At 70.7% G+C, this 25728-nt stretch carries 21 protein-coding genes and 1 riboswitch; of the genes, 12 read left to right on the top strand and 9 right to left on the bottom strand.

The features are described from left to right. Positions 1-121 precede the first annotated feature (121 nt). Positions 122-541, top strand: coding sequence for a very short patch repair endonuclease (locus tag ACI795_RS17050; protein ID WP_457076755.1), 420 nt, complete (start codon positions 122-124; stop codon positions 539-541). Between the two features lie 8 nt (positions 542-549). On the opposite strand, the gene ACI795_RS17045 is transcribed toward ACI795_RS17050, so the two are convergent. From ACI795_RS17045 to ACI795_RS17025, 5 genes are all read right to left on the bottom strand, one after another. After that, positions 550-1338 (bottom strand): DUF6339 family protein, encoded by a 789-nt coding sequence (locus ACI795_RS17045; protein WP_457076754.1) that lies wholly within the window; start codon positions 1336-1338, stop codon positions 550-552. Next, positions 1335-2228: a hypothetical protein gene (locus ACI795_RS17040; RefSeq protein WP_457076753.1), complete on the bottom strand. Its 894-nt coding sequence runs from the start codon at positions 2226-2228 to the stop codon at positions 1335-1337. The genes ACI795_RS17045 and ACI795_RS17040 overlap by 4 nt, the downstream gene beginning before the upstream one ends. Further along, positions 2225-4033 (bottom strand): hypothetical protein, encoded by a 1809-nt coding sequence (locus ACI795_RS17035; protein ID WP_457076752.1) that lies wholly within the window; start codon positions 4031-4033, stop codon positions 2225-2227. The genes ACI795_RS17040 and ACI795_RS17035 overlap by 4 nt, the downstream gene beginning before the upstream one ends. Positions 4034-4119: 86 nt before the next feature. Further along, positions 4120-5112, bottom strand: a complete 993-nt coding sequence (locus ACI795_RS17030) for a PD-(D/E)XK motif protein (protein ID WP_457076751.1) — start codon at positions 5110-5112, stop codon at positions 4120-4122. Further along, on the bottom strand, positions 5109-7715 hold the full coding sequence (locus ACI795_RS17025; RefSeq protein WP_457076750.1) for a Z1 domain-containing protein: 2607 nt from the start codon (positions 7713-7715) through the stop codon (positions 5109-5111). Before ACI795_RS17025 ends, ACI795_RS17030 begins: the two co-directional genes overlap by 4 nt. Before the next feature lie 235 nt (positions 7716-7950). On the opposite strand from ACI795_RS17025, the gene ACI795_RS17020 reads away from it, so the two are divergent. The 3 genes from ACI795_RS17020 (at position 7951) to ACI795_RS17010 (ending at position 10487) form a co-directional block, all read left to right on the top strand. Beyond that, complete coding sequence (locus ACI795_RS17020) at positions 7951-9045, top strand: DNA cytosine methyltransferase (RefSeq protein WP_457076749.1); 1095 nt, start codon at positions 7951-7953, stop codon at positions 9043-9045. Positions 9046-9179: 134 nt separating this feature from the next. Continuing rightward, positions 9180-9788 carry a hypothetical protein gene (locus tag ACI795_RS17015; RefSeq protein ID WP_457076748.1) on the top strand — a complete coding sequence of 203 codons (609 nt, stop codon included), beginning with the start codon at positions 9180-9182 and terminating at the stop codon, positions 9786-9788. Positions 9789-9947: 159 nt separating this feature from the next. Then, positions 9948-10487, top strand: coding sequence for a hypothetical protein (locus ACI795_RS17010; RefSeq protein WP_457076746.1), 540 nt, complete (start codon positions 9948-9950; stop codon positions 10485-10487). Positions 10488-10496: 9 nt separating this feature from the next. Here ACI795_RS17010 and ACI795_RS17005 read toward each other — a convergent pair whose 3' ends face one another. Beyond that, positions 10497-11282 carry a GP88 family protein gene (locus ACI795_RS17005; RefSeq protein ID WP_457076745.1) on the bottom strand — a complete coding sequence of 262 codons (786 nt, stop codon included), beginning with the start codon at positions 11280-11282 and terminating at the stop codon, positions 10497-10499. A gap of 156 nt (positions 11283-11438) precedes the next feature. After that, positions 11439-11843: a nucleotide pyrophosphohydrolase gene (locus ACI795_RS17000; protein ID WP_457076744.1), complete on the bottom strand. Its 405-nt coding sequence runs from the start codon at positions 11841-11843 to the stop codon at positions 11439-11441. A gap of 337 nt (positions 11844-12180) precedes the next feature. On the opposite strand from ACI795_RS17000, the gene ACI795_RS16995 reads away from it, so the two are divergent. The 8 genes from ACI795_RS16995 (at position 12181) to ACI795_RS16960 (ending at position 24320) form a co-directional block, all read left to right on the top strand. Then, positions 12181-14169 (top strand): DNA/RNA helicase domain-containing protein, encoded by a 1989-nt coding sequence (locus ACI795_RS16995; RefSeq protein WP_457076742.1) that lies wholly within the window; start codon positions 12181-12183, stop codon positions 14167-14169. Between the two features lie 207 nt (positions 14170-14376). After that, entirely contained in the window at positions 14377-14868 is a 492-nt protein-coding gene (locus ACI795_RS16990; RefSeq protein WP_457076741.1) for a hypothetical protein, read from the top strand. A 147-nt stretch (positions 14869-15015) separates the two neighbouring features. Then, positions 15016-16776: a putative bifunctional diguanylate cyclase/phosphodiesterase gene (locus ACI795_RS16985; protein WP_457076740.1), complete on the top strand. Its 1761-nt coding sequence runs from the start codon at positions 15016-15018 to the stop codon at positions 16774-16776. 104 nt (positions 16777-16880) lie between these two features. Beyond that, positions 16881-19601, top strand: a complete 2721-nt coding sequence (locus tag ACI795_RS16980; protein WP_457076737.1) for an MGH1-like glycoside hydrolase domain-containing protein — start codon at positions 16881-16883, stop codon at positions 19599-19601. A gap of 58 nt (positions 19602-19659) precedes the next feature. Further along, a complete protein-coding gene (locus ACI795_RS16975) occupies positions 19660-20082 on the top strand; it encodes an acyl-CoA thioesterase (protein ID WP_457076736.1) in 423 nt (140 codons plus the stop codon). A 569-nt stretch (positions 20083-20651) separates the two neighbouring features. Further along, positions 20652-21659, top strand: a complete 1008-nt coding sequence (locus tag ACI795_RS16970) for a hypothetical protein (RefSeq protein ID WP_457076735.1) — start codon at positions 20652-20654, stop codon at positions 21657-21659. Positions 21660-21849: 190 nt separating this feature from the next. Then, positions 21850-23577 (top strand): GmrSD restriction endonuclease domain-containing protein, encoded by a 1728-nt coding sequence (locus ACI795_RS16965; protein ID WP_457076734.1) that lies wholly within the window; start codon positions 21850-21852, stop codon positions 23575-23577. A gap of 209 nt (positions 23578-23786) precedes the next feature. After that, complete coding sequence (locus tag ACI795_RS16960) at positions 23787-24320, top strand: hypothetical protein (protein WP_457076733.1); 534 nt, start codon at positions 23787-23789, stop codon at positions 24318-24320. A gap of 43 nt (positions 24321-24363) precedes the next feature. Here ACI795_RS16960 and ACI795_RS16955 read toward each other — a convergent pair whose 3' ends face one another. Both ACI795_RS16955 and ACI795_RS16950 read right to left on the bottom strand, forming a co-directional pair. Beyond that, entirely contained in the window at positions 24364-24897 is a 534-nt protein-coding gene (locus ACI795_RS16955) for a C40 family peptidase (RefSeq protein ID WP_457076732.1), read from the bottom strand. A 17-nt stretch (positions 24898-24914) separates the two neighbouring features. After that, positions 24915-25046: riboswitch (cyclic di-AMP (ydaO/yuaA leader) on the bottom strand. Between the two features lie 373 nt (positions 25047-25419). Beyond that, on the bottom strand, positions 25420-25704 hold the full coding sequence (locus ACI795_RS16950; protein ID WP_457076731.1) for a Fe-S cluster assembly protein HesB: 285 nt from the start codon (positions 25702-25704) through the stop codon (positions 25420-25422). Positions 25705-25728 lie beyond the last annotated feature (24 nt).

Below are 25728 nucleotides of genomic sequence, written 5' to 3'. Positions count from 1 at the left end.
CGCGGGCTCCCGCTGACCGTAAGCGCGCCGACCGACAGTTCCTTCCGACGGTGAGCCACTGGGTGTGCATGGGCTGATGAGACACCGGTGACACCGGTTGGACGAGAGCGGGAGATTTGAGATGACGACTCCTCGCCCTCCCGCATCGAGTCCTCAGGTGGCAGCACGGATGAGCCGTGCCCGGCGTCGGGACACGGCACCGGAAGTGGCGATCCGGCGTGAGGCCCACCGCCGGGGACTTCGGTACCGAGTGGACGCCCCGCTACCTGGGCTGTCGCGTCGGAGGGCGGACATGGTTTTCGGTGCCCGGCACGTCGCGGTCTTCGTCGACGGGTGCTTCTGGCACTCGTGTCCCGTCCATGCGACGACGCCCAGGGCCAACCACGACTGGTGGGTGGAGAAGCTGCAGCGCAATCGGGAGCGTGATCGGCAGACCGACCAGCACCTTCAAAAGCTTGGGTGGACGGTGCTCCGCTTCTGGGAGCATGAGGACCCGGTTTCGGCTGTCGACATCATCGAGCGCGTCGTCCGTAGAACCTGACCCACCGGTCAGTCGCTAGCGTGACGGGGCCCCGTCCCCTGCGCGTCTGCGCGCAGCAGGGCTGCAGACTCGAGAGCCGCATCCTGTACCTGGCGGCGGACCTCGTCCTCGTCGAGTGATTCAAACTCGACCACTGCGCCGAGGCGGGACAAGCGCTTCAGCACGTCGACGAGCACATCGCGTTCGGCCACGCGGCCGCGGTCCACCGACGGCCAGACGTCGGCGATGGTCCGGACGAGGGCACGGCTGCCGCCGATCGAACGCCTCCGGGCGAAGATCTGGTCGAACGCGGCCTCGCCGAAAGTCTCGAGCAGGCGGTACGGCTCGTGCTCCTGGGGGAGAGCGAGCAGGTGTGCTCGCCACCAGAGCCTGCCCCAGACGTGCCGGGTGATATCGGTCCCCAGCACACGGTCCTTCGGAGGACGCGGATACCGCCAGTAGGAGACGTCGGGCAGCAGCACGAGCGCCAGGAACGCCCAGATCGGTCGGACAGCGGCTTCGCCGGCGACCAGTCCGCACCGTCGGTGGAGCAGCTGGGCGACCTCCAGGTCGAAGGTCATACGGTCCTGGCGGCGTCCTTCGTCCGGGAAGCCCGCTCGAGTGGCGATCTCGAGGACGTCGTCCCGCAGACGCTGGAGTTCGTCCGTGTTGACTCGTCGGCCCCCGGTGGGGGCGAACACCGCGGAGGGGTGCCGCAGCGCGTGGCGGCTCCTGAGCTCGTCGATCGATGCCTGCTGGTACTCGCGGTGAAGCTCCTTGGCAGCATCACCGATCAGCCGGGGATAAAGGACGCTCACGACTCCACCAACAGCTGCGAGGTCTCCTGGAGTCGGCTGCCGAACAGCGCCGGCGCCGTCTGGCGCTCCCGACGCAGAGCCTCCATCGAGAATGCGGGGAAGGCATTCCGGACGACGTTGACCAGGAGCGCCCCGAGCGAACCCGCGGGGTAGTCGGTCCCATCCTGCAGGGACTCGTCAGTGAGTGCCCGTTCCACCAACAGCCGGAGGACGTCCGAACGCAGAGTCGACAGCACCCGCCGGTCGGCCTCGCTCGGTGCGGACGCCGCCGCCACGGCGCGCATCACGACGTCGTGGCGTTCGTTCACGAGCAGTTGGATCGAGCCGAGCGCTGCACCGTCGAGGTCCTCGTCGATGTGGAGGTACCAGCCGGCCCCGGTCGGGTAGGGCAGGTCGTGGAAGTCCGCGGTCGCGATGGGGAACAGGGTGTTGTCCCCCTCGAGGACGATCCGCTGCCGATCGGACCACAGGACGCTCCCGGGTCTGGCGGGAGCCGCCGGAGCCGCACCCGAGGACGCCGACCTCAGTGTGGCGCTCGTGACCAGTTCGAGCGTCCCGCCAAGGTCGTCTCCCAAGAGGTCGAACTCGATCGCAATCTCGTACGCATCCGTGGCCGGTAGGGGCGCCCGCCAGGCACGCCCGCGCAGCAGTGAGTTCGAGGCGAACCACTGAACGCTCAGGTCGACCGCGGAGTCCTCGCTCAGACCGCTCGACTCCCGCAGTCGGAGACCGTCCACGGACACCGGTCGGTGCAGCGACAGGGTGGTGCTGTAGTCCCAGTCCGTGAGGGTGTCGGGCAGCGGCTCGGTTCCGTCGGGGGAGCGCCGGGACCACGGACCGGCGGAGACGACGTCCGCCGGTGGGCGCAGGAACGGTAAGACGCGGCTCACGCGATGGCCTCGGTGTCCGGTAGCGAAGTGGCGAGGACGGTGACGTCGGTTGCAGTGTCCGGCACCGGCACCACGACCAGATCCACCTCGGTCGGGCCCTCGACCAGGCACGTCTCGTCGCTGGTCCTGCCGCGGGTGGTGTGCCATTCACGGACGCGCGGGCGGGCGGCTCCAGCCGGCGGGTCGTCCTCGCGGCCCTCCCAGGTCACGATCGAGAGACGCGCGGTCAGTTGTAGGGGGCCGGGTGTGGTGACGCCGTACCTGGCGACCAGCACGACGGCTCCGTCCCTCATCTCGATGTGCGGCTCGACCAACGTGGTGACGCGTGAGCGGGAGGCCGGAGCAGGTCGTGCGCCGGCGTTCCCGGCCTGCGCGTCGCCGGCCGCCGATGCGCTGCCGGTCGTCGGGGTGCTCCCGCCGGCGGGCCGGTTGGGAGTAGACCCGGTCCGCCCGTCGTCGGGAGAGACGAAAGCAGCCGCCACCAGCCCGCCGAGATAGTCGCTGACCGCCCCGAGGGCCGTCCGGGACGTGGTCGACACCACGCTCTGCGCCGGGGTGCGGAAGACACTCAGCTGCTCGCGAAGGCGCATGAACGTCGCCCTGATGAACGTCCTCTCGTGCCCGGTCAGCTGCTCGGACACCCAGTTGTCGTGGGTGGGCGGTTCGGCCGCGGCGTAGACGTCGTCCATGTCGTCGTCGGCACGGAAGACGCCCGCATAGACGCTGTGCACGGAGCTGGTCGTGGGGCCCTCCTGGTATCGCACCACCAGCTCCGGTGAGCGCATCAGGCAGACGTGATGGGGATCCCCGTCGACCCCGGCGAAGCTCGCGGCCAGCGACACCGCCTCCGGCGCCATGGGGACGACGACCTGACGTTCCAGGGCGAAGCGGCCGAGCCGCCTCCTCGGATTGCCGCACTCGAGGATCGTCGCGCCTTCACCATGGAGCCGGCGGTATGCGGCCACGAACATCCGCAGGGGATAGAGCCGGGCCGGGTCCGGCACGGGGAAGGACCGACCGCCCGAGACGACGTCCGGCACGAGGCGTTCGGTGCCGCGCTCGGGCAGCATGATCGGCCACAGCTGCCACGCGATCGTTTCGGCGAGGTGCCCGGCAGCGTGGTCCGTGTCCTCGAAATCGTCGAGGTCCGGGTCGATGACGACGAGGGTCGTGCCGGACTCGCTCACGTCGAACGGGGCGAGTCCGAGGGCTCGTGCGACATCGTCCGCAGCATCGCCGACGAGCGGCTCCACGTGGTCGTCCTGCACGTCGCCCCACCAGTGGCGCCCCGTGAAGGGCCTGCTCTCCGCGTCCACCCGGCCGCGGTTGTCGAACGAGCGCCCCAGGGCGATGCCGATCAGCCGCGACGTCAACGCACCGGACTCGTCGGTCGTCCGCGTGTAGACCAGGATGGCCCCCACCCGTGACAGCCGGTAGAGGACGGCCTTACCGTAGCCGTAGGTGCCGCCACCGAATGCGGTGTCGCGCTTCTCCCCGACGTTGAGCACGAAGGAGATCCAGTCGCGGCGGCCATCGGTGAGCTGATCGGCTCGCGTCGGGCCGCCGAGTCCCTTGGTCGCTCGGTCGACCACCGACAGGAGGCGCAGGTTGGGCGTCCGCACCGCCCGGCCGACGCCCAGGTGCTCCTGGACCGCCGCGGGCGGCGTGAGCAGCCGCTCCCAGGTGGGTCGGTGCGTCGGGGCCACGGTGGTTAGTTCGAGGCGGTAGACCGTCTCGACGCCGGGGAGCCGGGCGTCCCAGGAGTTTTGGGCGGTCTCGCGGACGAACACGGTCAGCGGGTCCACCGGTGGTCGACCGAGCTGGTTGCGGATGCCCTCGGAGGCGATCGCGCCCGTAGGGGGGAACGGCTGGGACCACCAGCGCGGTGTGGTCATGCGGTCTCCAGCAAGAACTCGGCCGGGTCGAGGTCGACGCGGTGGGCGTCGGCGGATGCGGCGTCCAGGTCGACGCTGTACTCCAGCGGCCCCACTCCGCCGAGCACGGCGTCGCCGGTCAGGCCTGCGGGAACGATGCGCGGAAATCCGCGGCCGACCTCGTAGGTGCGTGACTCGACCACATCGAACCGCTTCCGCGCGTAAACCTCACGGTCCAGTTCGTGGTAGCCGACCTTGTACAGCAGCTTCCGGAAGCCGGCGGGGTCGTCCGTCCTCTGCAGGATGTCGTCGACGAGCTCGGGCACGGACGTCCCCTCGTCTCCACGGACCCGAAGCCAGTGCAGGACGAGCCGACCGGGCGCTTCGACGTCGAGCTGATCGGCCCCGTGGATACGGATGGTCCGGCCCTCGGGCGCAGCCGTGGTCTTCACCTCGACGGCGCGGGCGCCCCGGTGGAAGTCCTGGGCGGACCCGCTCGGCCCCGTCCAGAAGGCCGTGGCGCCCGGGTCCTCCGCGATCATCGACCGAACCAGGTGGAGTTCCCCGAAGAGGCCCGCCAGGGCGGACGAGCCGAGCACCTGACGGTTGCCGGCGAGCAGCGCACGCCAGTCCTTGAGCGCGTTCCGCAGCGCGGCAACGGCCCGGTCAGGAGTTGCGGCGACCCTCTCCACCACCTCGACGCACAGCGAGGTGAACAGGTCGGCCAGGCGGTCGTCGACCAGTTCCAGCGAGGCGAACTGCTGATACCGGTGCTTGTCCTCCAGTGCGCGACGCCGGAGCACGACGGCGTCGCCGTCGAGCATCTCCTGGAGCGTGTGCCTCGACGCGATCGGTACCAGGAGATGCCGGTGCCCGTCGGCGTCGACACCCGCCTGGAGCGGCCCGAGCGGTGTGTCGACGCCGACGGGGGCCGTCCGGAACGCGGAAACGACCGGACGCCCCGCAGCGGTGGTCCAGATGAGGTCGAGCCGACTGCTGTCGAGCGTCACGCGGCCTCGTCGTCCTGATCGAGGACCGACAGGTCCTCCTCCTCGACCGCGACACCGGACAGGTCCGCGCTCCAGTACTCGACCTCGGAGTCGGAGGTGCCCGGGAGGGGCCTCGGGAAGACCAACGCCACACCGATGACGACATCGTCGGTGGGTGCCGCGAGGGGACGACGGCCTTCACGGTCGGTGTCCGACTCGGGTTCGATCGGGTAGATCAGCAGCAGGCCCTGATCGGGTCGCTGCTCGTTGCGCAGCGTCAGGATCTGGGTGCGTCCACCGATGTCCCTGCCGGTGACATCGAGATCGATTGTCTCGTCACGCCGGCTGCTGAGGGTCTTGATGTCGGCAACCCCGTCGAACGCCGACTCCGACTCGTGCCCGAGCCGTGACCGCTTCACCATCCGCACCTCGACCTCGGCCCCGAGGTTGCACCGGTTCGTCGAGGAGCTGGGCTGCGAGTTCCCCACCACCGCCACGCTCCACTGCTTCAGGGCACCGTCCCGCACCCGCTTGCCGATGTAGTCCAGCAGCCGCTCACGGTCGGCGTCGGACGACCGTTCGTGGAAGGCGTAGCTGTTGAGGAAGGCCGCGATGTCGTCGTGAGGCACCCGGGTGAACAGAGCGGTCTCGGGGCGGGGGGCTTCCTCTCGGACCCCATGCCGCTGTGCGTCCTGGACGAGTGAGCGGGTGGCGGCAGCGTTCGAGGCGAGCCAGTCCTTCCCGCCCGAGGTGACGTCGAAAAAGCGGGATTCCACAAGCGTTCCGCCATAGGCAGCGTGGGCGAGCACGGCGGACTTCATCTTCGCCTTGGCGGTGATGGCCATCTTGGGGTGGGACCGCAGGCGGACCGCGAACGTCAGCGGGTTCTCCGCCGGGTTGTGCATGTAGCGGTCGATGTCGCGGCGCATGTCAGCCTCGACGGTTGCCAGGTGGCCGAACCACTCGGCCAGCTCCTGGGTCATCCAGATCCGCGGCAAGTCGCCGTACCGGGTGCGGTAGCCGAACCACCGTCCCATCTGGAGCAGCGTGTCGTAGGCGGACACGGCGCGGACGAAGAGGCTGGACACCAGCCCTTCAAGGGTCAGCCCCCGCGACAGGGTGTTGCCGCCGATCGCGATGGCGGTGACCGGGCCGGCCTCGTAGTTCAGGCGGTCGGTGCTGCGGTAGTTGTCGATCACGATCTTGGTCTCATGAACGACCGTCGACAGGTGCTGCAGCACGACGTCGAACGGGACCGCCTCCTCCTCAAAATCGGAGGCGGGGACCAGCCGGGTCTCTCGTTCCCAGGTGGCGCGGAGACGATCGATCGTCCGCGCGTCACCGCTGCTCAGCCGGTCCGTCATCACGGTGCGGAGGTGGAGCAGCGGCTCCCTAAAGGCCTCGTGGACGAGGGTCTCGGTCGTCGTGTGGACGAGCATCGTGGAGTGCGGGTTGCCGCCACCGCGTGCACGTCGAGCGGCTGTGGCGAGCCAGAACCACTCGGCCGCTGCCTGGAGTGAGCGGGTTACGGCCGGCTGGAAGGTCGCCGCCTCCTTCTTGTTGCGCGGCTTGAGGTCGTCGACCTCGTCGTCGGGGACTGTCCGGACCATGTCGTAACCGCCCGGGAGGTCGGCCGGGTCTTCTCCGTCGAGCAACTCGCGCCCGAACAGGACCTCGGTGCCGTGGTAACCGATGGGCTGAGGCAGGTTCACGATGAAGTCGCGCGGATAGAAGTCCTCGTCGACCGACGGGTCGATCAGGAGATTGGCGAACGGTGTCGCCGTGTAGCCCACGTACCCGACCTTGGGGAACTTGCTCAGCACGTCGAACAGCAATGGGTTGATCTTGGCCGTGGCGACCGTGGACTGGTCGGCCTCGTCGTCGATGATCAGCGTCGGGCAGTCCTCGAGGTATTCACCGGCCTTCCCGAGCCACGTCCGAAGCTTCCTGAGCACGGCGGCGTTCTTCTTCACGACCAGCAGCAGGCACTGGTCCGTGGAGGCGAAGAACGCCTTGGGGTTCGGTGGCGGGACGAAGTCGTGCGTCTCGCTGGTGACCTGGTGCCACTGTCCGGGGTTCGACTCGACGAGGTCCTTGACCAGGCGGACCTGCGTCTGGCGACGCAGCGTGTTGTGGATGCCGGACAGGACGATGAAGAGCTTGTACCCGCGGTCGGCGGCCTTGGCCATGACGGCGGTGAAGTTGGTCGTCTTCCCCGACTGGACGAAACCGACGACGAGCCCGCGGGTGCGGAAGGACGCCTGCTTGGGGTGCTCTAGGAGCGCGACCACCTTGGTGGAGGACTTGTCGATCGACTCGATGTTCTCGTTACCGAAGCCCTTGGCTCGCATGGACGTGACGAGCGCGGGCCAGTTGCGGTCGTTCTCCATGTCGGGGCCCGTGTACCAGGTCTGCCGCCCGTCCAGGAAGACCGATGACGGCTCGTCCAGGTTGCGGATGCGCAGGCTCTCCGCGTCGTGCCGCTCCCGAACGGCGCGGATGATCGACTCGTCCGCGCCGAAGAGCTGGAGGTTCTTAACGGCGTCGTGCGGCGTCATGGACTGCGTGAACTGCTGGAAGACCTTGTAGAGCTGGTCGACCTGTTCCCCCGTGCTGGCTTTCACCGAGCCCCCTCCGTTGGCGTGCTGCGGTGAGGGTAGACACACACGGGTCGGCCACCTCCCGGACGACCTCATCCGCCGGTGAGCACTGGGACGGTTGTGTCCGACGAGGCGGGTGTTGCGGTAGTCAGGTATTTCCCGGGCAGGTCGCGCCCGTCCGGGAGCGTGGCTGCGAGTCGGTGACGTTCGCTGTGGTCCCGCTGGCTAGCGTGGGGTCGTGCGGGGGACTGGCTTCACCATGCTCGATCTGTTCGCTGGTTGCGGCGGCCTCACCCGCGGGTTTGTCGACGAGGGCAGTTTTCAGAGTGTCGGGGCCGTCGAGTTGGATCGTGCGGCGGCAGCGACCTACGCGGCCAACTTCGATCCCACCGGACGGCACACCTTCGCGGTGGATATCGCCTTCTACGGAGAAGTGCCCCCCGTAGACCTGGTCGTCGGCGGGCCGCCGTGCCAGGGCTTCTCGGCGCTCGGCAAGCGCGATCCAGCGGATGTGCGCAACCAGCTCTGGCGGGAGTTCGTCCGGGTCGTCCGTGAGTCGGGTGCCCGCATGTTCGTTTTCGAGAACGTCGACCGGTTCGCGAAGACGCCGGAGTTCCAGCTGCTGCGTGCCACAGCCAGCGAAGGTGGAGATTTGGCGGAGTTCCGGACACAGGTCTTCCGGCTGAACGCCGCCAACTTCGGCGTCCCTCAGAAGCGCATCCGCACGATCATCGTCGGCTCAAGGATCGGTCCGGTCGCCGAACCCGCGCCCACCCATGCCAAGGTCCCGGGGGAAGGGCGAGCACGGTGGGTCAGCCTCCGGCAGGCGTTCCTTGGGGGCCCAGTGGTCCTGGAGCCGGCCGTCCGTGAGGAGTGGCTCCCCGAGAGTTCGATCGACTTTCAGGGTGACGAGGTGCCCGGCGCGTTCAAGCTGCGGGACCTGCACATCACCCGGAACCACGACCTCACGTCGTTGATCCGCTACGCGCACATCCAGCCAGGGGAGAGCCGTTTCCAGCTACCTGAAGAGCTCCAGTACCCCTGTTGGCGGAGGCACACGAAGGGGGCGGGCGACGTCCTGGGACGGCTCCGGTGGGATGAGCCTGCCGTGACAATTCGGACGGAGTTCTTCAAGCCGGAGAAGGGGCGCTTCCTCCACCCGCAGTGGGAGAACGGCGGTGAGCAGATCAACCGCGCGCTCACCCACGCCGAGGCGGCGGTGGTCCAGGGTTTCGATGAGCGCCATCTATGGTGCGGCACCAAGGCGGAGATCGCCCGCCAGATCGGCAATGCGGTCCCGCCGCAGCTCGCCCGGGCAATCGCTCAACCCGTGGCCAAGAGATTGGCGACCTGAAGGCCGCTTCGGTGTGGCCCACGCGTCGCCATGCACCGTGGGCTGTGGCGGGCAAGCGTGTGAGATGTGCCCAGATCGACAAGTCAGGGGGAAGGACGTTGAGTCAGCTTGTCGCCTACTACGACGAGAAGCCGATGGAGCTCAAGAGCAAGGTAGAGATCTACCAGGCTCCCATCGCGTCAGCGACGGGAGCACGCTCGGTCGAGGGCGCCGTCCGGACGTCGCTCGTCTACGTTGAGGTGCCCAGCGAGGCGGGGCCGTTTTTGGTCCCATTCGGGGAGTACGACGAGTGGTCGCTCCGTGACCGGTACAACGAGGCGATCCGGATCATGAACACGCTCGGTGCCTCGGCGATCACCTGCGAGACGTTTCGCGAGATCACCGTGCGGCGCGGAATTCGGGCGAAGGTGTTGGGACGCGGTGCCGAGCTGACACAGCAGCGAATCGAGAACAGTGGGTTCGACTTCCGTCATGACGGCGCCGGCAGCGCGCCTCGTGACCCGCGTCCGTTGCGCTGGCCGAATGAGCCTGGCTTTGCGGCAGCGGTGAGCAGCGTGCTGGAGAACGGGGCCACGCAGGTGGTGATCAACATTCGGAACAATCGGACGCACGCCGTTGACGGTGACCTGGCCATCGAGCTCAAGAAGCTGGGGCTCGACCTCGGCGGGGGCACGCAGCGATCAGGAGCCACGAGCCTCCACATCCGGGCCAGCTTTCCGCAGGCGCGTAGGGGATGGAGATAGCGGCCGCCGGCTCACTTCGATAGGCGAGCCTGTCCAGCTAGGTGACGCATCCCCGCAGCGTTTACGGCCCCCGTTCCGCTGTGTTGTCCGTCCGCAGCCCGTAGCCGACGGCATGCTGAACCAACCCGCTGCGACTGGCGCAGCGGACCGGATCGAGGGGTGCGTGTGGAGGACACCGGGGTGCCGATGCTCGACTTCGAGTCGGCGGAGGACGCGGTTCGTGAGTCCGTGGTCGTCGCGCAGCCCGGGCGACCTCGTTGGGCCAGCCTGTCGGCGCTCGTCCTGGACGCGGTCTGGACGCCCGGCACCTCGCACGACCGGGTCGTCGTCCCCCTGGTGCACCGACTGCTCGGCCCCGCGGCGACCGGGCCGATGGTGACGACCGAGGTGCCGGCTGCCGACAGCCACCCGTTGCCGCGCCTGCTCGCCCGCTTCCCCGACGAGCAGGCGCTGGAGGAGGCGGCGCAGAACCGGCAGCGGACGTCGACCCGCGGTGGCGTGACCAAGGCCGAGGCCGCGCTGCGCTACGCCCGCACCCTCGTGGCACACGGCGTGCTGGGCGTGGAGGACCTGCCACGGCTCCGCGCCGACCCGGCGGCGTGGGCGCGGCTCGACCGGGCGCTCAGCCGCATCCCGGGAGAAGGGCAGCAGGGCGCCCGCCGCAGCCGGTTCTGGCGGCTCTGCGACGTCGAGCGGTGATCCGCCGTTTCACCGTCTCTTGCTGGAGAACAGCACGTCGCCGCGCCCGTCGAGGCAGATCCCGCAGCGGATGCACGCCGAGCCTCTGGTGCTGATGAGCGGGATGCGCCCGCCGTTCTCGGGACAGGGGTAACGCTTGACCGAGACGTCGGTCAGCGCCGCTTCGCCGTCGGCGAAGGTCTCGGCGAGGTACGCCCAGAGCACCCAGGGGTGTCGCAACCGCGCCTGCTCCGCCGCGGGCCTGTTGTCCTGGTCGACGGACAGGTACAGCGTCAGGTTCGGCAGACCTGACAGCGCCGGGACGACGTCCAGGGCGGCTGGGTCGAAGCTGCGCGTGTACACCCAGAACCGGATGTCCGGGTTGTCCCGGACGGTGTCGGCCCAGGCCTCCGCATAGGCGAGGGAGAAGAAGTCCCCGTCCCAGTGGATGCGGAAGTCCAGTGGGACGACCGCCCCTGCCCACTGTGCGCGTTCGCAGTCCGCTCGGAAGGCGGCGATCATCTCCAGCAGGAGCTCGGCCATGCCGGCGCGGTCTCGCCCCGTGAGAGCTCGCAGGTTGCCGTCGAGAAGGTGCCGTACACCGCTGTACCGCTTTTCGAGTCTGCCCGCGTAGCAGACCCGCTCGCAGGTGGCCGTCGCTCCGGGGCAGGAGGAGTCGCGGCCGGCCGGCAGCCCGAACGTGTTGGCGATCCGTGCGGTCTTGCCGTTGGGCGAGGTCAGATTGGTGATCTTGCGGTCCAGTGAGCGGCGCAGGGCCGCGGGCACCGTCGTCGGTGCGCCCATCTCGTCGGTCATACCCACGGCTCCCAGCGCACCGGCCGGGACGCTCCTGGGTGAGCCGTCCACGGAACGGGCGGGTGCGCTGGTCGAGTCAAGCGCAGCGGACGGGGGCTTGGGGCCACTGCGCCGAACCTGTGGAGAAGCCGCGACGAGCGCTCATCCGACCGTCGATCAGGATGGGGGCGGGTCGCCCCCGGCCCCGGAGAGCTCGTCGAGCACCTCCCGCGTCCGGACCGCCCGCCCCCGGACCCGCTCCGCCGGTAGCCGCTGCTCGTTCTGGTCGATGCGCCGGCTGATGGCGGCCGCTAGGTCGATGTCCAGGACGTCGCAGAAGCGAATCAGGTAGATCGCGACGTCCGCCACCTCGTCGACCACCCGGTCCCGCCGAGCGCCGGCTCGGGACAAGTCCGCTGCTTCCGCCTCGGAGAGCCACTGGAGCTCTGCGAGGAGTTCGCCCACCTCACCGCCGAGTGCCATCGCGAGGTTCTTGGGGCGGTGGAAGCCACCCCACTGCCGGGCCTCCGCGAAGTCCCTGAGGCGGTCGCGGAGGACGTCGAAATCCGGGTCGGCGGTCACCCGGTCAGCCTCCTACACGGGCCGAGGGCGACTGGGGTCGACCAGTCCTACGTTCCCCGGCCCTTCTCCTGCGCCGTTAGTGAGGTATTGCTGGCCTACCGGCCGCCCCCGCCTGAAGGCGCGCTCGCCCACTCATGGGGGTGTCCATGTCGGATCGGTGTTGCCACTCGGCGTCGCACGTGCCGATGAGCACTTCCGACTGGTGTGCGCGACGAGGAGGACGGCGGACCGGGGTGGAAAGCCGACGCGGGCGCGCCCTGGGCCCGCCCGACGCGCGGACCCCACGAGCACCGCGACACCACACGGCCTCGGCTCGACGGGAAGGGCGAACAGCTACATGAACCGCCACCGCTGGCAGGGATCCGGCCAGGACTTCATCGACAGCACCCGACGGGGCACCATCGATCGACTGGTCGAGCAGATCGCCCCGCCGACCTCCTTCGCCCGGGCTCACGCACATCGGCGCGGTGAGACGGGCAGTTGGACCAACAGCCTCCCTCGCCTGGCGGACGTGCTCCGGCGTGCACAGCTGGATGACGTGCACGTCGTCCTCGAGTACAACCCCTACCAGTCCGGTAACGCGCGGGTCGATGCCGTCCTGGCCGGTTGGTCGCCGTCGGGGCAGGCCACGTTCGTCGTCGTCGAGCTCAAGCAGTGGTCGGCGGGGGAGCGCGACCCCGAGACGGGACGCATCCGGAGGACGGGGGCGAGTTACGAGACGCCCGAAGGCCTCAAGGACCCGTACGACCAGGCGCGCGACTACGCCGCCTTCATCCGCAACTACACCGAGGGCATGCACGACGAGGACCGGGTCGCCATCCGCCCCGTGGCCTACCTGCACAACGCGACCGAGGACTCGGTCCGCACGCTCCTGAGTGGTGACTGGCAGCGGGAGCGCCACGTGTTCACCGGTGACCTGGCCGGCGAGACGCGGTTCGTCGACACCCTGCATTCGTGGTTCGCCCGCGGTGCCGACCACGCCGCGGTCGGGCGCGTGCTGCTCGAGGCGCGCTACCACCAGGCGCCGGCGCTCCTCGAGGCCGCCAGCGAGATCCTCACCGATCCCGCGAACTACCCGATGACAGTGGAGCAGGGCGAGGTCCACGCGAAGGTGCTGCACGCCGTCCAGCAGGCGCTCTCCGATTCGGCCGACCGGGACCGCGCGATCATCGTGGTCAACGGCGGCCCGGGGACGGGCAAGACCTGGATCGCCATGCACCTGCTCGGGTCCAACGCGCAGGCGAGGCGGCAGGTCAGCTACGCCACGAACTCGTCGTCACTCCGCCAGGCCCTCTCCCGACGGGCCCGGCGAGGGCTGCGCATGCTCGACCGGCCGGTGGACGCCCTCATCACCTCCGCCCGGACGTACTGGAACGAGCAGCGCTGGGGACGACGGGAGCGCCTGGACGTGTTGCTGGTCGACGAGGCCCACCGCATCGCCGAGTACACCGTCCGCACCGGACACGCCAACAGGCGGGACATCCAGGACGATCTGGAAACGCGGGGAATCACGCAGCTCTACGAGCTGGCCAGATCGGCCTCGGTGCTGGTGCTCTTCATCGACGAGGACCAGGCCATCACACCCAAGGACGACTGCTCCATCGATCGGATCAGGGCCGTCGCCGAACGCGTCGGTGCCTCTTTCGAGGAGTTCCACCTGACCGAACAGCACCGCTCGGGCGGAAGCGAGGCCTACGAAGCGTGGGTCGACGCGCTGGTGGCTGGCGCTCCGCGGCCTTGGCGGGACGAGGAGAACTTCGAGGTCCGGGTCGTCGACTCGCCCGAGGAGCTGGAACGAGTCACCTTCGACGCCGACGGGGCTGGAGCGGACTCAGGAGCTCGCCTGCTCGCGGGATTCTGCTGGGCTTGGCAGCCCTGGCCGAAGGGTGCCCGCAGCATCATCGAGGTCCCCCTCGACATCAAGATCGGCCAGTGGGAGAAGCGCTGGAACCTGCACAGCGGCGTGGACGGGTACCCGGCCGACATCTCCTGGGCTTCGGATCCGGCCGGCGCCGAGCAGGTCGGTTCGGTGTTCACCGCGCAGGGCTTCGAGTTCGGCCGCTGCGGCGTCATCATCGGCCCGGACTTCCGGTGGGATCCCGCTGCCGACGAGTGGGTGGTCGACGTGTCCCAGACGAAGTACCCGAAGTTGCTCGCGGCCGCGCGTCGGGCCGACGACCCGAACGCCGTTGCGGACGCGGAGGACCTGGTGCGCAACCACTACCGGGTGCTCCTGACTCGCGCCATGGCCTCGACGACCATCTACGCCACCGACGAGGCGACGCGGGCGAAGCTCGCCGAACTGGTCAACCCCCGGGAGCGGTGATCGCGCGCGTACCGCCTTGATGCCCAGCAAGGCGGTACCCGACCGCTCGGGGTACGGCGCCGATGCGTGCGCGGGTGACGGGTGGGACTCGGGTGGACCAGGCGGTGACCCTGGTCTCGGGTGCACCTTCATGACACGAGAGTGCAACGCGGCCCTGGGAACCTGAAGGTCGCGTCTGCCGGAGATTCCCGCGTCTCGGTCGAGAACGTGGACCCGGCGCCCGCTCCCCAGGACACCCCGACCCCGCGCAGCGCCGAGCATGCGCGCCTGGCCGAGTCCGCCGACATGTCCGCGCCGTGGCGGATGTGGGGCCCTTACCTGGCCGGCCGGCAGTGGGGGACCGTCCGCGAGGACTACTCCGCCGACGGCGACGCGTGGGCGTCGTTCCCGTTCGACCACGCCGTGGCCCGCGCGTACCGCTGGGGCGAGGACGGCCTGGGTGGCATCTGTGACCGCTACGGCTTCCTCAACTTCTCCGTGGCGATGTGGAACGGCAAGGACCCGGTGCTCAAGGAGCGCCTGTTCGGGCTGACCAACGCCGAGGGCAACCACGGCGAGGACGCCAAGGAGCACTGGTGGGCCGTCGACGGCACCCCCACCCACTCCTGGATGCAGTGGCTCTACCGCTACCCGCAGGCCGAGTTCCCCTATGCCGAGCTGCGCGCGGAGAACGCCCGGCGCAGCAAGCTGGAGTGGTAGTACGAGCTCGCCGACATCGTCCGCCAGCGCGCGGACGGTCCATCAGGGCCCTAGCAGTAGAGGGCGCCTCACCCCCGAGGGGTAGCTGAACCAGCCGGTCCGCCCGGCGCCGTCAACCTCGTGCACGACCCAACCGACCAAGACCGGGTGACCTGGTCGACGGCGCCCGCGGTGGCGACACCGCGGATGATGGCGCGCATCCTCGCGACCTTCTACATCGCCGCCGGGATCGCCGGGCTGTTCGCCGTCTTCGGGCCCGACGCCGGCCAGCAGAGTCGCTGGGTCATCCTCACCGTGGCGCTGGTCGCACTCGCCTGCGGCGCGGTCTCGTTCCGCTGGGCCGGTCGCTGGCCGCGGCACGTGTTCCACTGGCCGGTCGCCTCGGCCGCCGCGCTCGTCGCCTTCGCGGTCACCGTCAGCCCCGATGCGGCCACCGCGATGGCCGCCGCCTCGATCATGGCGTTCATCGCCGTCGACGCCTGCTTCTTCTTCAGCCTGCCGCTGGCCTGGCTGCACCTGGCCTTCGGGCTCGGCGCGGTGACCGCCGCGCTGCTCGCCCAGGGCGACGTCCCGACGTCGATCGCGCTGGCCCTCGACGCGATCATCGTGGCACTCGGCACCGTCGTCCGCGGGCTGGTCATCCGGGCGTCCAGCGCCAGCCGCGACCCGCTCACCGGGCTGGCCAACCGACGGGGCTTCGACGACGCGCTGCAGGAGCTGCTCGGCGCGGCGGACCGCCGCGGCGAACCGCTGTCCGCGGCGCTGCTGGACCTCGACCACTTCAAGCAGATCAACGACACCGCCGGGCACGAGGCCGGTGACCGGGTGCTCTGCGAGGTCGCCGACGTGTGGCGCCGCGAGCTGCCGCCGTCCGCCGTCCTCGCCCGGCACGGCGGCGACGAGTTCGCCCTGCTGCTCCCGGGCCTGACCGGCCCCGCGGCGCTGGCCGAGGTGGAGCGCCTGACCGCGCTGCTGCCCGACGTAAGCGTCTCCTGCGGGGTCGCCCAGCACATCCCCGGCGAGACCAAGGCGCAGCTGATGCGCCGCGCCGACGCCGCCCTGTACGCCGCCAAGGACGGTGGCCGGGACCGCTGCGCCCTCGACGGGGCAGCCGGCACCCAGCTGTCCACCGACCTCGCGGCGGCCGTCGCCGCGGGGGAGCTCGGAGTCGTGTTCCAGCCGGTGGTCGAGCTCGGCGTCAACCGGGTGATCGGCGTCGAGGCGCTGGCGCGGTGGGACCACCCCGAGCGCGGCGCCGTCCCGCCGGACGAGTTCGTCGCTCTCGCCGAACAGCACGGCCTCATCTCCGCGCTCGGCGAGCACGTGCTGCGCACCTCGCTCGTGCAGCTCACCGCGCTCCGCGAGGCGACGGGCGTGCAGCTGGTCCTCGGCGTCAACGTGTCGGTGCGCGAGGTGGCCGAGCCGGACTACCCGCAGCGGGTCGCCGCGCTGCTCGCCCAGTTCGGCTGGCCGGCCGACCACGTCGTCGTCGAGGTCACCGAGACCCAGCTGGAGTCCGACGCGGCCGTCGTCCGGCAGAACCTCGAGGCGCTCATGCGCCTGGGGCCGATCATCGCCGCCGACGACTTCGGCACCGGCTACTCGTCGCTGAGCCGACTCGACGTCCTCCCCGTCCGGCACCTCAAGCTCGACACGTCCTTCATCGCCTCGATCACCACCTCCCCGCGCCGCACCCAGCTGCTGGCCAGCATCGTGGCGCTGGCCGAGAACCTCGGCCTGGGACTGGTCGCCGAGGGCGTCGAGACCGTCGAGCAGGACGCCGAGCTGCGGCGCCTCGGCTGCCGGTACGCGCAGGGCTGGCTCTACGGCCGGCCGATGCCGGTCACCGAGCTGGCGGTCTGGCTGCGCGCCCGCTCGGTGGACGGCGCCTTCTCCATCGCCCGCTGACCGGCCGAGGCGGGTGCGACGGACGAGGCGGTCGGTGGTGAGCCGTGTCTCGGACGGTCCCGCCTGACACGCCCCGGCAACCAACCCGTGGGACCGTGGGGTACGTGACTGACGCGACCCCCGGCGCCGCGCCGATCCACGAGCCCACCCCCCAGCCCGAGGCGACCCCGCGCAGCGCCGAGCACGCGCGGCTGGCCGAGTCCGCCGACATGTCCGCGCCGTGGCGGATGTGGGGCCCCTACCTGGCCGGCCGGCAGTGGGGGACCGTCCGCGAGGACTACTCCGCCGACGGCGACGCGTGGGCGTCGTTCCCGTTCGACCACGCCGTGGCCCGCGCGTACCGCTGGGGCGAGGACGGCCTGGGCGGCATCTGCGACCGCTACGGGTTCCTCAACTTCTCCGTGGCGATGTGGAACGGCAAGGACCCGGTGCTCAAGGAGCGCCTGTTCGGGCTGACCAACGCCGAGGGCAACCACGGTGAGGACGCCAAGGAGCACTGGTGGGCCGTCGACGGCACCCCCACCCACTCCTGGATGCAGTGGCTCTACCGCTACCCGCAGGCCGAGTTCCCCTACGCCGAGCTGCGCGCGGAGAACGCCCAGCGCAGCAAGCTGGAGCGCGAGTACGAGCTCGCCGACACCGGCGTCCTGGACGAGGACCGCTTCTTCGACGTCCAGGTCACCTACGCCAAGAACGCCCCGGACGACGTCTGCATCGTCGTTACCGCCACCAACCACGGGCCCGACCCGGCGCCGCTGCACCTGCTGCCGCAGGTCTGGTTCCGCAACACCTGGTCCTGGGGGCTGGACAAGCGCCAGGGCTTGCTCACCCAGCTGCTCGCGCCCACCCTCACCGTCAACGGCCTGGAGGCGATCGAGGCCGAGCACGGCTTCCTCGGCCGCTACGTCCTCGCCGCCGAGGGCGCGCCGAACGTCCTCTTCTGCAACAACGAGACGAACGCCGTCGAGCTCTTCGGCGCCGCCCGCAACGCCACGAAGTACACGAAGGACGGCATCAACCGCCGCGTCGTCCACGGCGACCACGACGCCGTGAACCCCGCCGACACCGGCACCAAGGCCGCCTTCTGGTACCAGTGGGACGCCGTCGAGCCGGGGGAGACGGTCAGCGTCAAGCTGCGGCTGCGCAAGCCCGACCCGGACGACGCGACGTTCGGCCCCGAGTTCGACGCCGTCCTCGACCAGCGCAGGACCGAGGCCGACGAGTTCTACGCCGACGTCATCCACCCCAGCCTGTCCGCCGACGACCGGCACGTCGCCCGCCGCGCCTACGCCGGCCTGCTGTGGACCAAGCAGCTCTACCGCTACGACGTCGCCCAGTGGCTCGACGGCGACCCGGAGGCCCCGGCCCCCGACGAGCGCAAGAAGCGCGGGGGCCGCAACGTCGGCTGGCGGCACCTCGCGCTGGCCGACGTCATCTCCATGCCCGACGAGTGGGAGTACCCGTGGTTCGCCGCGTGGGACACCGCCTTCCACTGCCTCCCGCTGGCGCACGTCGACCCCGACTTCGCCAAGGAGCAGCTGCTGCTCATGTGCCGCGAGTGGGCGATGCACCCCAACGGTCAGCTGCCGGCCTACGAGTGGGCGTTCGGCGACGTCAACCCGCCGGTGCACGCCTGGGCCGCCTGGCACGTCTACCGGATCGACGGCTACCGCGACCAGACGTTCCTCATCCGGGTGTTCACCAAGCTGCTGCTGAACTTCAGCTGGTGGGTCAACCGCAAGGACGCCGACGGCTCGAACGTCTTCGAGGGCGGCTTCCTCGGGATGGACAACATCGCGCTGTTCGACCGGTCCGCGCCGCTGCCGCCGGGCTACAAGCTGGAGCAGTCGGATGCGACCAGCTGGATGGCGTTCTACTGCCAGCAGATGCTGAAGATCGCGCTCGAGCTCTCGCGCACCGACCAGGCGTGGGACGGCGTCGCGACGAAGTTCTTCGAGCACTTCCTCGCGATCGCGCAGGCGATGAACGCGTTCGGCTCGCACGAGGTGTCGCTGTGGCACGAGGAGGACGGCTTCTTCCACGACGTCCTCATCGCCCCCGACGGGACGACGGAGCCGCTGCGGGTGCGCTCGATGGTCGGGCTGCTGCCGATCCTGGGCACCACGGAGATCCCGCAGTGGGTGAGCCAGCTGCCGGACGTCGCCGACCGGGTGCGCTGGCTGCAGAAGCGGCGGCCGGAGCTGATGGGCCCGCTGCGCAGCCGGTCGACGCCGGAGGGGCGCAAGATGCTGCTCTCCCTGGTCGGCAAGGAACGGCTGACCCGGATCCTGGAGCGGATGTTCGACACCGAGGAGTTCCTCTCCCCGTTCGGCATCCGGTCGCTGTCGAAGTCGACCGGGCAGGTGTTCGCCAACGTCGGCGGGCGCGACGTGTCGATCGAGTACGAGCCGGGGGAGAGCCGCACCAAGCTGTTCGGCGGCAACTCCAACTGGCGGGGGCCGGTCTGGTTCCCGGTGAACGTGCTGCTGGCCGACAAGCTGCGCACGCTGGGCCGGCACTACGGCGACTCGTTCACCATCGAGATCCCGACCGGCTCGGGGAAGCGCTGCACGCTGATCGAGGCCGCGGACCTGATCGACAACTCGCTCACCCGGCTGTTCCGCCCGGTCGACGGCAAACGCCCCGCCGACGGCAAGCGGATCGAGTCCAGCGACTCACCGCTGTGGCGGGAGCACCCGACGTTCAGCGAGTTCTTCGACGGCGACACCGGCGAGGGCCTGGGCGCCACGCACCAGACCGGCTGGACGGCGCTGGTCGCGCACCTGCTGAACCCGCGCCTTCCCGCCGACCCGCGCTGGGCCTGACCTTCCAGGGCAGAAACGGCCATTCCTGCCCTACGGAGCCGTGGCTAGGGTCGCCGGCGTGAGCATTGAGGACGGCGACCTCGAGCCGAGCATCAACTTCTACACGCGGAAGTGGGTGCGGCCCGAGGACCTGAACGCGCACGGGACGCTGTTCGGCGGCAGCCTGCTGCGGTGGATCGACGACGAGGCCGTCGTGTACGCGGCCATCCAGCTCGGCACGGCCAAGGTGGTCACCAAGTACATCTCCGAGATCGACTTCGTCGGCTCCGCGCGGCTCGGTGACATCATCGAGATCGGGCTGGTCGCCACCGACTTCGGACGCACGTCGCTGACCATGCGCGCCGAGGCACGGAACATCGTGACCGGGGCGAGCATCCTCACCATCGACAAGGTCGTCTTCGTCTCGGTCGACGAGGACGGCCGTCCGTTCGCCCACGGCTACACCGCGCTCACGCGAGGCCGGGAGCGCATCCGCCGCTGACCGCGGGGACGGCGCTGCGGCGGGCGTCCCGGCTACGGGCGATGCACGTGTCCAGCGTCGGCCGCAGCCGCATCTCTCGCGGCCGGGTTCAGCAGCACTCAGACGTCGGACGCCGCCAGGTCCGGCTCACCCCACCAGCGATCGAAGGTGCAGCGTCAGCCCGGATCCCGCGCGGAGACGTACCGCTCGTGGAGGTCGACGGGCAATGTCGCGGTGCGGTGCTCCAGCCGCTGCTCCGCTCCGAGCTCCGGGACGAGGTCCTTCCGCGACAGCCCTCGCCTGAGGCGTTGGGAGCGTCGGGAGTCAGCTGTTGCTGGCGTGCCGTCCGAGGTGTGCGGGCTTCAGGGTGTCCGAACGATCGCGGATAGCGAGCGCAGCAGAGTGTTCCGGACCTGCGGAGGCAGGATGACACGCTGCTGCCCCGGGTCGCTGAGCGCTCGGGACGAGGATGCATGAACGGCGATGGCGGGGGCGACATGACAGACGGCGGACGGGACTACGTCGGAGCGCAGTGGGCCGCATTTCCCAGGGCCCGTCGAACTTCGATGAGCCGTGCCCCCGGCGGTCGCATGATCGCCGTGCTGGCCATGGCACTGGTGTTCGTGAGCGGATGCGGCGACGCAGCTCCTGAGGACGCTGTCCCTGAGCAGGTGGCCGCATCAACCACTCCCGAGACCACCGATGACGCGGTCGACGAGGACACGTCACTGCAGGACGCCATCGACGCCGCGGGGATCAGCAGCGACCTGGTGAGTCAGCTCGGGCGAGTGGCCGGCGACACGGGCTACGGCCTGCGGCGGGGTACGCCGCTCACCGGCGATGAGGCTCGAGGTTTCGCGGTCGTCCAGATCGGTACGTGCCGTGAGCTCGCGTCGGGTTTCCGGTCCCTGGACGAGTTGGTGGCCAGTGACATGGCCGGCGGCGCGGGCGAGGCGGACGCCCGGACGATGGCGGCGTTCCTCCGCGACTCCTTCTGCCCCGCGGTCCGGCCGTTGGACCCAGCTCCCGGTAGTCCGGCTCCTACGCGAGCCACACACGTGTCGGACGGGACACGTGGACTGCTCAGTTCGGTCGACCACCTCGATGGCGCACTGGCGCCTGGGTCTTTGGCCGAGTGCGCTGCCGCGACGGGGGAGCCGTTCGGCGACCCTCGTGCGTACGCCCTTCCCGGCGGTCAGCTGCTGTGCGGGGACTACCTGCCCGGCGGCCCGTGGGATGACCACTTCATCAATCTCGACGTGGTCTTCCCGCAGCCGGTGCCGGTCGACGAGGCGCTGCTCGCCGTGGCCGCAATCCTGCCGGAGGACCTGGGGGCACCGAGCATGCGCGACGGCGTCAACCCGCCGTACGCACCCGCACCCGGGGGCTGTCTGAGCGTCGTCTGGAGCTCGCCGACCGTCGAGCGGGTGGTCGCCCGCATCAACCCGGACTGGGGAACCGAGGGGGAGGCGAACGCCGTGCTCTACTCCGACCGCCCGACGTCCGACGGATCGAGCGCGCCGTTCGACGGAACGGTCAGGGTTGCGGCGGTCGGTTTCGGTGGCCACAACGACACGAGCGGCTCGGTCATCTGTTGAGCGAGGCGGTGCGGTGTGGGTGTTCGTGACCACGTGCGTCCGCATCGGCCTCGCCGCCTGCCCCCGTCCGGCAGGCGACGAGTGGGCTGAGGCAGGTGTGACTGACGGGTTCGTTCCGGCCTGTCCTGCGCTGGACGGCGCACCCGGCGACTGACCATGGGCGCTCACGCAACATCACGGGGGTCAGCGCATGTCACGGTCCGAGTCGGCCATCGAGGAACTCATCCAGCGCTGGGAGACCCGCAACCCGGGCACCCCGGTCCGGCCGGTGGTCGAGCAGGCCATCGACCTCGGGTTCACCATCGCCGAGCCGACCGGCTCGGCCCGGTACCTCCGCCTCGTCTACGACGCCCCCGGCAGCTCGGTCACCCTCTACGCCGACGCGCAGCGGCTCACCGCCGCCGGCTCCGGCCTCCGCGACCTCGCCAGCGCGATGCCCGGTGCCGTCGTCCGGCCGCGCGACGTCCAGTTCCCGTTCGACGCCGCCGACCCCGCCGAGGTGCTCGGGGGCTTCCGGGCCGCCGCGATGGGCGAGGCCGTCGATCCGCGGACGGCGGAACTCCCGGCCGTCCCCCCGGTCACCCCGCAGCCCGTGCCCGTGCCCGCCGAGCCGAGCACCAACTGGCTGACTCCGGTCCGCGCCGCGGTCGCCGCCGTCGCGCTGCTGTTCGTCGTCGTCGGAGCCGTCTCCGGCGGGTTCGCCGGCGCCCTGGTCATGGCCGGGCTCGCCGTCCTGCTGGTCGGTCTCGGCGCGGTCGTCGTCGGCCGGGCCCGCTGGGCGCTCATCGGCTCCCGCGCCATGGGTGCCGGGGTCGCCGCCGCTGGCGTCGTCGTCCTCGCCGCCGGCGCGGCCGTGCTCCCGCCGACCGACGCCGTCCCCGCCAGTGCCGACTCCGCGGCGACCTCCGCCCCGACGATGACGGCGGCCGACGAGGAGGCCGCCATCGCCGCCGCCGAGGCGTCGCTCGCCCGCGCGGAGACGGAGGAGGCCGCCAACGCGGCCGAGAACACCACCGGGCTGCTCACCGACGCCGACGCGAACGGAGCGATCACCGCCGCCCAGCCCACCACCGCCCTGGCCGCGCTGGCCGCCGTCGAGGTCAAGGGCCGCGCCCCGAAGACCGGCTACGACCGCGACAACTACGGCTCAGCGTGGACCGACGTCGACCGCAACGGTTGCGACACCCGCAACGACGTCCTCGCCCGCGACCTCACCGCGGAGACGTTCAAGCCCGGCACGCAGAACTGCGTCGTGCTCACCGGCTCCCTCGCCGACCCGTACTCGGGGAAGGCCATCGCCTTCCAGCGCGGCCAGGACACCAGCAGCGACGTACAGATCGACCACGTCGTGGCGCTGTCGAACAGTTGGCAGACCGGCGCGCAGGGCTGGGACGCCACGAAGCGCACCGCCTTCGCGAACGACCCGCTCAACCTGCTCGCCGTCGACGGCCCGCTGAACATGCAGAAGGGCGACGCCGACGCCGCCACCTGGCTGCCGCCGAACAAGTCCTACCGCTGCACCTACGTCGCCCGGCAGGTCGCGGTGAAGGTCAGCTACGGCCTCTGGATGACCCAGGCCGAGCGCAACGCCATCGCCACCGTGCTCGCCACCTGCCCGGCCGAGCCGCTGCCCGGCGGCGTCGTCGCCAACGTGCCCGCGCCCGCGCCCGCGCCCGCCCCTGCCCCGGCGCCCGCTCCTGCACCGGCCCCGGCCCCGGCACCCAAGCCCGCGCCGGCGCCCGCCCCTGCGCCGGCCCCCGCGCCCGCCCCGGCGCCTGCTCCTGCGCCCGCACCGGTCGGCTCGAGCTACGCCAACTGCACCGAGGTCAAGGCCGCGGGCGCCGCACCGATCTACCGCGGTCAGCCGGGCTGGCAGGACAAGTTCGACCGCGACAAGGACGGCGTCGCCTGCGAGTAGCCGGCCTGCTGGGGGGGACAGGAATGGTCATCGCTGCCCTCCCGGGGGACCGCGTGGACGGCCGGCTCCGCAACTCCGGCGGGCCGCGTGTGACGAGCGGGACGGGTGGTGTGACGACTCGGCAACGACGCCCCGTGTCGGCGGTTTCCGTCGGCAACGTCCTCGATGCTGCGCAGCAACACGAGCGTCATCGGAGTCAGGAGTACGGGATGCGCGGGATCGTCGTGATCGACCAGCCGGTCGAGGACCGGGTGGTCGGCTGGCACGTCAACGTCGGCGAGGGGCTCGAGTCGACGATGGCCGGCGCCTGGGTGCTGCCCTCCGACGACGACCGGATCGCCCGGCTGCTCGTGGGCCGCATCCTGGTCCCCACGGAGAAGGCGTCGCTGCGCTTCGGCCCCGGCGCCGACGCCGCGGCCCTCGCCGTTGCGATCGTGGCCGAGACCAGCACGCTGGACGCCGCCTTCGCCGCGCACGTCGCGTCGCTGCCGTCGAGCAAGCGGAGCCTGGTCACCCCGCGCTGGCCGCGGATCCCGACCCGGCCGCGACCGGAGACCGCCGGTGACCCGCTGGCCAGTGACGCGCTCACGCTGGCCCGCTGGGTCGCCGAGCTGCTCACCGCCTGGGACAAGATCGAGAAGGAGCGGCTCACGCGCCCCTTCCTCGCCGTCCGCGGCGGCGAGGCCACCCGGGCGCTCCCGCCCGGCTGGCCGGCCACCAGCCGGCTGGCGCAGGCGGCCTGAGCCAGCCGGGGGCGCCGCTGTGGCGCCCCCGGAAGGGGCGGACTCAGACCAGCCGACGCGCGGTGTTGTAGCCCCACATGTCGACGCTGGCGACGCGGACGACGTCGCCACTGGTCGGGGCGTGGACCATCAGCCCGTCGCCCAGGTAGATCCCCACGTGCCCGACGGGGGAGTAGTAGAAGACCAGGTCACCGGGCTGCAGGTGGGCCCGGTCGACGTGCACGCCCATCGTGGACTGCATCCGCGACGAGTGCGGCAGGTCGATCCCGGCGGCCCGGAAGGCGAACTGGGTCAGGCCCGAGCAGTCGTAGACGTCCGGACCGGCCCCGGCCCACACGTAGGGCTTGCCGAGCTGGGCCATCGCGGTGTCGATGGCCACCTGGGCGGCGGAGTTCGGTGCGGCGGTGGCCGCGACCGGCGCGGCGATCGGAGCCGCGGCCGGCGGGGCGGCGCCCCCGGCGTCGGCCTGGGCGGCGAGCGGGGTGAGCACCACGCCGGCGCCGGTGAGCAACGCGATCAGCGCGCCCTTGGCCGAGCGGGTGGAACGACGAGCTGAGGTGGTGCGCAGGGTCGTCATGGAACGACGGGTTCTCCTTGTTCTCCGCAACCGCCTACCGAGTTAGCTGACGGGTTCGGGCGGGGAACTCGCCCGGCCCGACCGCACGTGCGGCCGCGCTTCACCCCAGAACTGCGGTGGGTCCCCGGTCCAGGCGGCGGCTGCAACGTGCACAGCCGACGTCCGGTTCGGCGGTGCCGTCCGGGTGTCACCAGGTGCGGTGACGGTCGGACCCGGTCGGCCGCGACGACGCTAGGTCGGCTCGGCGGAGCCCGCAGCCGCCGCCGTCGGCCGGATCCGGACGGTCTCGGAATGCGACTCGCCGTCGTGACCGTGGCAGATGTGAGGCCGGCCCCGGCGTGTCTCGGGACGTTACGACGTGGCCGAAGCGCGGCGTGTAACGACGCTCAGTGCTCGCGCGCCAACGACCCGTTGAGCGGCCGGCACCACCGCCAGCGGCGCGACGGCAGCCGCGGTGCCGACACACGACAGCGCCGCCGAGGAGTGGTCCTCGGCGGCGCTGTCGGCGTTCTGTGCTGCGGGTCAGACGATCTGCTCGCCGATCCCGAACTGCAGCGAGCCGTCGGGGCCGGCGGCGGCGTCGAGCGTCTTGTCGTCGAGCAGCTCCGCGGCGCGGGAGTCCAGGAAGACCCGGGCCCCGGCCGCGTCGAGCACCGCGTCGTCCTCGGCGGGCACGGCGGCCAGGCTGAGTTCCAGGTTGGCGCCGGTCGGGTCGTTGGCGATCCGCAGACCGCCGGACTCGGGCACCTCGGACTGGCCGAGGATCCCCTTGATCGCGGTGGCGGCGCCGGTGGTGAGGGTCAGCATCGTGCGGGGTCCTCTCGGTTGCAG

The sequence above is a fragment of the Modestobacter sp. SYSU DS0290 genome, assembly GCF_054050955.1.
Note: the sequence above shows the minus strand (reverse complement) of the source record. Positions and strands in the feature narration are given on the sequence as shown.